This window comes from Vulcaniibacterium gelatinicum, assembly GCF_008033445.1.
Taxonomy (GTDB): domain Bacteria; phylum Pseudomonadota; class Gammaproteobacteria; order Xanthomonadales; family Xanthomonadaceae; genus Vulcaniibacterium_B; species Vulcaniibacterium_B gelatinicum.
The window spans coordinates 47,814-54,174 of record NZ_VNKO01000020.1 but is presented as its reverse complement, the minus strand read 5'-3'; the positions used below and the strand labels follow the sequence as shown (position 1 = coordinate 54,174).

Sequence of the window (6,361 nt, the reverse complement as noted above, 5' to 3'; positions counted from 1 at the left end):
TGTTCGGGCGTGATGGGGAGAATCCGACGTGGGGACCATGCTCAGTCACGGTCGCAAGACCCAGGCGCAATCGGTCGCCCACGTCGGCTCTCGACGCCTACCCTCTCAGAAACTCAAGAGATAAGGCCGCAAATGACGACGCCCCGCCGGAGCGGGGCGTCGCGACGTCGGCGCCCGCCGTGGTGCGCGGCTCAGCAGCAACCGTGCGCGCCGTGCGCCTCGCCGCCGGCCACCGCGCCCACGCCCGTGGTCTCGCCGCGCAGGCTGGCCTCGTGGTGGCGGGCGATCACGTGCGCCACGCACGCGGTGACCCGCTTGCCCATCGGGATGTGCAGGAACTCGTTCGGGCCGTGCGCATTGCTGTGCGGGCCGAGCACGCCGGTGATCATGAACTGCGCGCCGGGGAACTTCTCGCCGAGCATGCCCATGAACGGGATCGTGCCGCCCTCGCCCATGTACATCGCCGGCTTGCCGAAGTGGGTGCGGCTGCCTTCGTCAATGGCGCGCTCCAGCCACGGCGACAGCGCCGGCGCGTTCCAGCCGGTGCTGGCCTTCTCCAGCTCCAGGCTGACGTGTGCGCCGTTGGGCGGGTCGCGCAGCAGCGCCTCCTTGAGCAGCTCGCCGGCCTGCTTGCCGTCCACCGTCGGCGGCAGGCGCAGGCTGAGCTTGACCGCGGTGTACGGGCGCAGCACGTTGCCGGCCGAGGACAGCGGCGGGATGCCGTCCACGCCGGTGATGGACAGCGCCGGGCGCCAGGTGCGGTTGAGCACCAGCTCGGCCAGGTCCTCGTGCATCGGGCGCATGCCCGGCAGCAACGGGAACTTGTCGTAGACCGCGGTGCCCAGCACGCGCGCGGCCTCGCGCGCCTGCGCCACGCGCTCGGCCGGGATCTCCGCATGCAGGCCCTCGAGCAGGATCCGCCCGGTGTCCTCGTCCTCGATGCGCGAGAGCAGCTGGCGCAGCAGGCGGAAGCTGGAAGGCACGATCCCGGAGGCGTCGCCCGAGTGCACGCCTTCGCTCAGCACCTTCACCGTGAGGTTGCCGCCGGTCAGGCCGCGCAGCGAGGTCGTGCACCACAGCTGCTCGTAGTTGCCGCAGCCCGAATCCAGGCACACCACCAGCGAGGGCTTGCCGATGCGCGCGGCGAGGTGGTCCACGTAGGCGGGCAGGTCGTAGCTGCCGGACTCCTCGCAGGCCTCGATCAGGATCACGCAGCGCGCGTGCGGCAGTTGCTGCTCCTGCAGCGCGAGGATCGCGGCGAGCGAACCGAACAGCGCGTAGCCGTCGTCGGCGCCGCCACGGCCGTAGAGCCGGTCGCCCTTGAGCACCGGTTTCCAGGGGCCGAGGTCCTCGTCCCAGCCGGTCATCTCCGGCTGCTTGTCGAGGTGGCCGTACAGCAGCACGCAGTCGTCCTCGCGCCCGCCGTGGGCGGCCGGGATCTCGATGAAGATCAGCGGCGTGCGCCCGGGCAGCCGCACCACCTCGACCTGCATGCCCGGGATCGGCTGCCGCCGCGCCCAGCGCTCCATCAGCTGCACCGCGTCGTCCATGTAGCCGTGCGTGGCCCAATCGGTGTCGAACATGGGCGACTTGTTCGGGATGCGGATGTACTCGACCAACTGCGGGACGATCTCGTCGTCCCACATGGCGCTGACGTGGCGATCGAGCTGGCGGGCGTCCATGGACGGGGCCTTGCGTACGGGGAGACCAGGAATTCTAGCGCCCCGGGCGGAGGCGGACTTTTCCGACCCGGGCTTGCGGCCTGCGCCGGCCCCGGCACGGGTACTGCGGCGATCGAGCGGTCGCGGCGCGACCGCGAGACTGCGCTCACCGGCGGCACCCCGCCCCGGCCCATCCCTCAGGAGGACTCCGCCATGAAGGCATTCGCCCTTGCCTGCAAGACCCTGTTGCTGTCGCTGCTGATCGCCGGCAGCGCACTGGCCCAGGAGAAGGTCAACATCAACACCGCCGACGCGGCCACCCTCGACCGGGTGCTGCTCAACATCGGCCCGGCCAAGGCCGAGGCGATCGTCGCCCACCGCAAGGCCAACGGTCCGTTCCGCAGCCTCGAGCAGCTGGCCCAGGTCAAGGGCATCGGCCTGAAGACCGTGGAGAAGAACCGCGACCGGATCCTGCTCGGTGCGGCGCCGGCGAAGAAGCCGGCCACGAAGCCCACCGCGCGGCGCTGAGCGGCCGGCGCCGGGCCGGGAGTACGCAAGGACGCGGCCGGAAGGAAACCGGCAGCCGCAGTGCGCAGGACAAGGACGTGCCGCGATCCACGGCCGGCAGGGACGCCGGCCGTGACCGCGGTCCGCCGCCGGCCGGCACGGCCGCGTCACTGGCAGGGACTACACTGGCGGCAATCGTCCCGGGAACCCGCGCATGTCCCTTGCCGCGTCCGCCCCGCGGGTCATCCCCGCGAACGAATACCGCCGCGAGCGCTGGCGCAACGGCGCCGGCTGGACGCGCGAGATCTACGCCCATCCGTCCGCTGCGGGCGAGGGCTGGGACTGGCGGCTGTCCATCGCCGAGATCGAGGCCGACGCCCCGTTCTCCTCGTTCCCGGGCATCGAGCGGGTGCTGGTGCTGCTGTCGGGCAACGGCCTGCGCCTGCGCTTCGACGACGGCCGCTGCGAGGAGCTGCGCCCGCCGCACGCGCGCTGCCGTTTCCCCGGCGAGGCCGGGGTGCGCGGCGAACTGCTCGACGGCCCTACCCAGGACTTCAACCTGATGTGGCGGCGCGACGCGGTGCAGGCCGAGCTGTGGCACCGGCCGCTGGTCGGGCCAATGGTGATCTTCGCCGAGCCGCACACCACGTGGATCGTGCACCTGCTCGCGGGGCAGGCGCGATTCGCCGACGAGTCCGGCCTGCCGCCGCTGGCCGCCGGCGACACCGCCTTCCTCGGCGCGGGGACGGAGCGCCTGCGCCACGTCCTCGACGGCGCGGGCGAGGCGCTGCTGATCCGGGTGCAGCCGCTGGCTGTGTGAGCGTGGCCGGAAACGCGAAAGCCCGCAGGCGCGGGCTTTCCGTGACGGGCGGGTCGCCCGGCGCATCCGCGCGCCGGGCCGTGCCGCTCAGAACTTCACCGTCATGCTCACGTAGGCCGCGCGCGGCGAGCCCGGCGACAGGTTGTTGTCGTTGTGCGACGAGACGAAGTAGCGCTTGTCGAACAGGTTCTCGACGTTCAGCTGCAGCTCGACGTGCTCGGAGGGGGTGTAGTACAGCGCCGCGTCGTAACGGGTGAAGCTCTTGAGCGTGACCGCGTTGTTGGTCTGGGCGAAGAACGCGCCGCGGTACACCACGCCGAAGCCGACGCCCCAGGCCTGGCTGAAGTCGTAGCGGTTCCACAGCGAGGCGGTTTCCTCCGGCAGGTTCGCCGGGCGCCTGCCGCGGTCGGCGCCGGCCAGGATCTCGCCGTCCTGCCAGGCATAGCCGCCCATCACCCGCCAGGCTTCGGTGATATTGCCGGCCAGGCCGATCTCCACGCCCTCGATACGCTCGCCGTCCACCAGGATCGAGCGCGCCGGGTTGGCCGGGTCGGGCGCGATCACGTTGCTGCGCTCGAGCCGGTACACCGCCGCGGTCAGCGACAGGTCCGGCTTGATGTCCCACTTCGCGCCGAGTTCGCGGTTCTCGTACTCCTCCGGATCGAACGCAGCGTTGGAGGGGGTCAGCGAGCTCATCTGCTCGCCCGAGCGCGGCAGGTAGGTCAGGCCGTAGCTTGCGTACAGCGAGACGTCCTCGCGCGGCTTGTAGATCAGGCCGGCGCGCGGCGACCACAGGTCGTCCTCGGTGACGATGGTGGTGCCGTTGCGGCGGTTGAGGAAGTCCACCTCGAAGCGGTCGTAGCGCAGGCCCAGCACCGCCTGCCACTGCGGCGAGAATTCGATCTGGTCCTGCACGTAGGCCGCGGCGACTGTCGCCTCCACGTGGTTGTCGGCGTCGGTCGCGCTCTGGAAGAAGGTGACCGGACCGTTGTAGCGCGGGTTCGCGAGCGGCACGCAGAACGAGGCGGTGGTGGTGGCGCCGTAGCAGGTGTTGCTCGGGAAGCTGCCGGTCAGGCGCCGGTTGTCGGTTTCCTGGCGGCCGAACTCGGCCCCGGCCAGCAGCCGGTGCTCGATTGCGCCGGTTTGCAGCTCGAACACGAAGTCGGTCTGGTTGAACAGGTTCTCGCGCTTGGTGGCGCTGTTGTAGGCGGCGATCGCGACTTCGAACCGGCCGCTGGCCGCGTTGAAGCGCGCCGGGCCGCCCGGATACACGTTCTGGTAGAACTTGTCGTAGTCGGCCCAGCGGGTGCGATTGCGCAGCAGCGCGCCGTTGCCGAAGGTGTGCTCGACCAGCAGGTTGACGGCGTTGACCTCGAAGTCCGACGGGCTGTTGTCCGGGTCGCCGAAGAACACCGAGCGGTCCACTGCGACCGGCAGGCGGCGGCCCTCGAACGGCACGGCGTAGGAGGGCAGGCCGCGGTCGGTGACGCGCCGGTCCTCGAAGTGCTCGACGTCGGCGTGGAGGCGGGTGCCCTCGCCGATGCGGAAGGCCAGGCCCGGGTTGACGCCCCAGCGCTCGAGCCCGAAGCCGTCGCGGAAGCTGTCGCTGTCCTCGTACAGCGCGGTCACCCGGAACGCGACGGTGTCGCTGAGGCCCTGGCCGAGGTCGGCGGTGAGGCGGCGACGGTCCCAGGAGCCGAGCTGGAGGGTGGCCTCGCGCCGGGTCTCCCAGCCGGCCTGCTTGGTCACGCGGTTGATCACGCCGCCGGTGCCGCCGCGGCCGAAGATCATCGCGTTCGGGCCCTTGAGCACCTCGACCCGCTCGACGTTGTACAGGTCGCGGAAGTACTGCACGTCGTCGCGCATGCCGTTGACGAACAGGTCGGCGGTGGAGGTGTTGCCGCGCAGCACCGGCGCGTCGCGGTGGCCTTCGCCCTGGGCCATGCCGGCGCCGGGCACGTACTGCACCGCGTCGGCCAGGCCGCGCATCGCGGTGTCGTCGATCAGGTCCTCGGTGATCACGGTGATGGACTGCGGCACGTCGAGCAGCGGCGTGTCGGTCCGGGTCGCGGAGGTGGTGTTGCGTTCGACGTAGTGGTACTCGGCCTTGCCGACCACCTCGACCCGGTCGAGGTCGGTGGGCGCGCGGCGCGCGGCCTGGGCCAGCGCGTCGGCGGCGGTGGCGGTCTCGGCGCGGGCGGGCAGGGCGAACAGGCAGGCGGCGATGGCCACGGCGAGCGGCGCCGCGGCGAGGGTGTGGGCAGTGCGATCCATGGGGAAGTCCCGGGGAGAAGGAGTCCAGGCGGCGGGCGCCGCAGGGCGCACATGGTAATGAGAACGGTTATCAAGTGCAAACGATAGCCGTTCGCGGGCCGGCCGCGCCCGGGTGCGGGGCCGACCCGGCGCTACGCTGTCAGTCGCGGTCGTCGCGGGTCCACACCGCGCCGTCCTCCACCTTCACCGGGAACTTCGCCACCGGCACGTAGGCCGGCGGGTTGAGCGCGCGTCCGTCGCGCACGTCGAACCTCGAGCCGTGCAGCACGCATTCGATCGTCGCCGCCTCCGGGTCGAAGCAGCCGGCGGAGAGCTCGAAGTCCTCGTGCGAACAGCGGTCCTCGAGCGCGTAGTAGTCGCCGTCGTAGTTGAACACGCAGATCGGCGTGTCGCCGGCCCAGACCACCTTCATCTCGCCCGGCAGCAGCTCGGAGGTGGCGCACACGCGCACCCAGTCGGACATGGCCCGCTCTCCCCTCGGTGATGGGCGCCTATTGTAGGAGCGGCTTTTCCAGCACCTCGAAACGCAGGTCGTCGCGCAGGGGGATGCCGAAGCGCGGATCGCCGTACGGGAACGGCTTCTTGACCCCGGTGCGGCGGTAGCCGCGGCGTTCGTACCAGGCGATCAGTTCCTCGCGCACGTCAATCACGGTCATGCGCATCGCCGGCAGATGCCATTCCTCGCGCGCGATGCGCTCGGCCTCGGCCAGCACCGCCTTGCCGATGCCGCCGCCCTGCAGCTCGGGGCGGACCGAGAACATGCCGAAGTAACCGGCGCCGTCCTCGATGCACACGTGCGCGCAGGCGACCAGTTCGGGCGTGCCGTCGGCGCGCGGGCGCTCGGCCAGCAGCACCCGGCTGTGCGGGCGCAGGATGTCGCGACGCAGCAGTTCCGGATCAATGCGGTTGCCCTCGAGCAGGTCGGCCTCGGTGGTCCAGCCGGCGCGGCTGGCCTCGCCGCGGTAGGCGGAGGTGACCAGGGCGACGAGGGCCGGGATGTCGGCCTCGGCGGCGTTGCGGAAACGCAGGGGCGTGGTCATGCAGGTCGGCCGGAAGTCGGGTGGCTCGTCGGGCGGATCGTCGGGCGGATCGAGGCCCG

The 6,361-nt window shown here is 71.3% G+C and carries 6 protein-coding genes; 2 read left to right on the top strand and 4 right to left on the bottom strand.

Features of this window, described 5'->3' with window-relative positions; all coding sequences use genetic code 11:
* Window positions 1-191: 191 nt before the first annotated feature.
* On the bottom strand, window positions 192-1,682 hold the full coding sequence (locus FPV26_RS11220) for a M20 family metallopeptidase (RefSeq protein WP_147653976.1): 1,491 nt from the start codon (window positions 1,680-1,682) through the stop codon (window positions 192-194).
* A 192-nt stretch (window positions 1,683-1,874) separates the two neighbouring features.
* On the opposite strand from FPV26_RS11220, the gene FPV26_RS11215 reads away from it, so the two are divergent.
* On the top strand, window positions 1,875-2,189 hold the full coding sequence (locus tag FPV26_RS11215) for a ComEA family DNA-binding protein (protein ID WP_147653975.1): 315 nt from the start codon (window positions 1,875-1,877) through the stop codon (window positions 2,187-2,189).
* Window positions 2,190-2,382: 193 nt separating this feature from the next.
* Window positions 2,383-2,988: a HutD/Ves family protein gene (locus tag FPV26_RS11210; RefSeq protein ID WP_147653974.1), complete on the top strand. Its 606-nt coding sequence runs from the start codon at window positions 2,383-2,385 to the stop codon at window positions 2,986-2,988.
* Window positions 2,989-3,075: 87 nt separating this feature from the next.
* Here FPV26_RS11210 and FPV26_RS11205 read toward each other — a convergent pair whose 3' ends face one another.
* The 3 genes from FPV26_RS11205 to FPV26_RS11195 form a co-directional block, all read right to left on the bottom strand.
* Window positions 3,076-5,262, bottom strand: a complete 2,187-nt coding sequence (locus FPV26_RS11205; protein ID WP_147653973.1) for a TonB-dependent receptor — start codon at window positions 5,260-5,262, stop codon at window positions 3,076-3,078.
* A 139-nt stretch (window positions 5,263-5,401) separates the two neighbouring features.
* The gene (locus tag FPV26_RS11200) at window positions 5,402-5,725 is read right to left on the bottom strand and encodes a non-heme iron oxygenase ferredoxin subunit (RefSeq protein WP_147653972.1); all 324 of its coding nucleotides are present in this window, start codon (window positions 5,723-5,725) and stop codon (window positions 5,402-5,404) included.
* A gap of 28 nt (window positions 5,726-5,753) precedes the next feature.
* Window positions 5,754-6,302, bottom strand: coding sequence for a GNAT family N-acetyltransferase (locus tag FPV26_RS11195; protein WP_147653971.1), 549 nt, complete (start codon window positions 6,300-6,302; stop codon window positions 5,754-5,756).
* Between the last annotated feature and the right edge of the window lie 59 nt (window positions 6,303-6,361).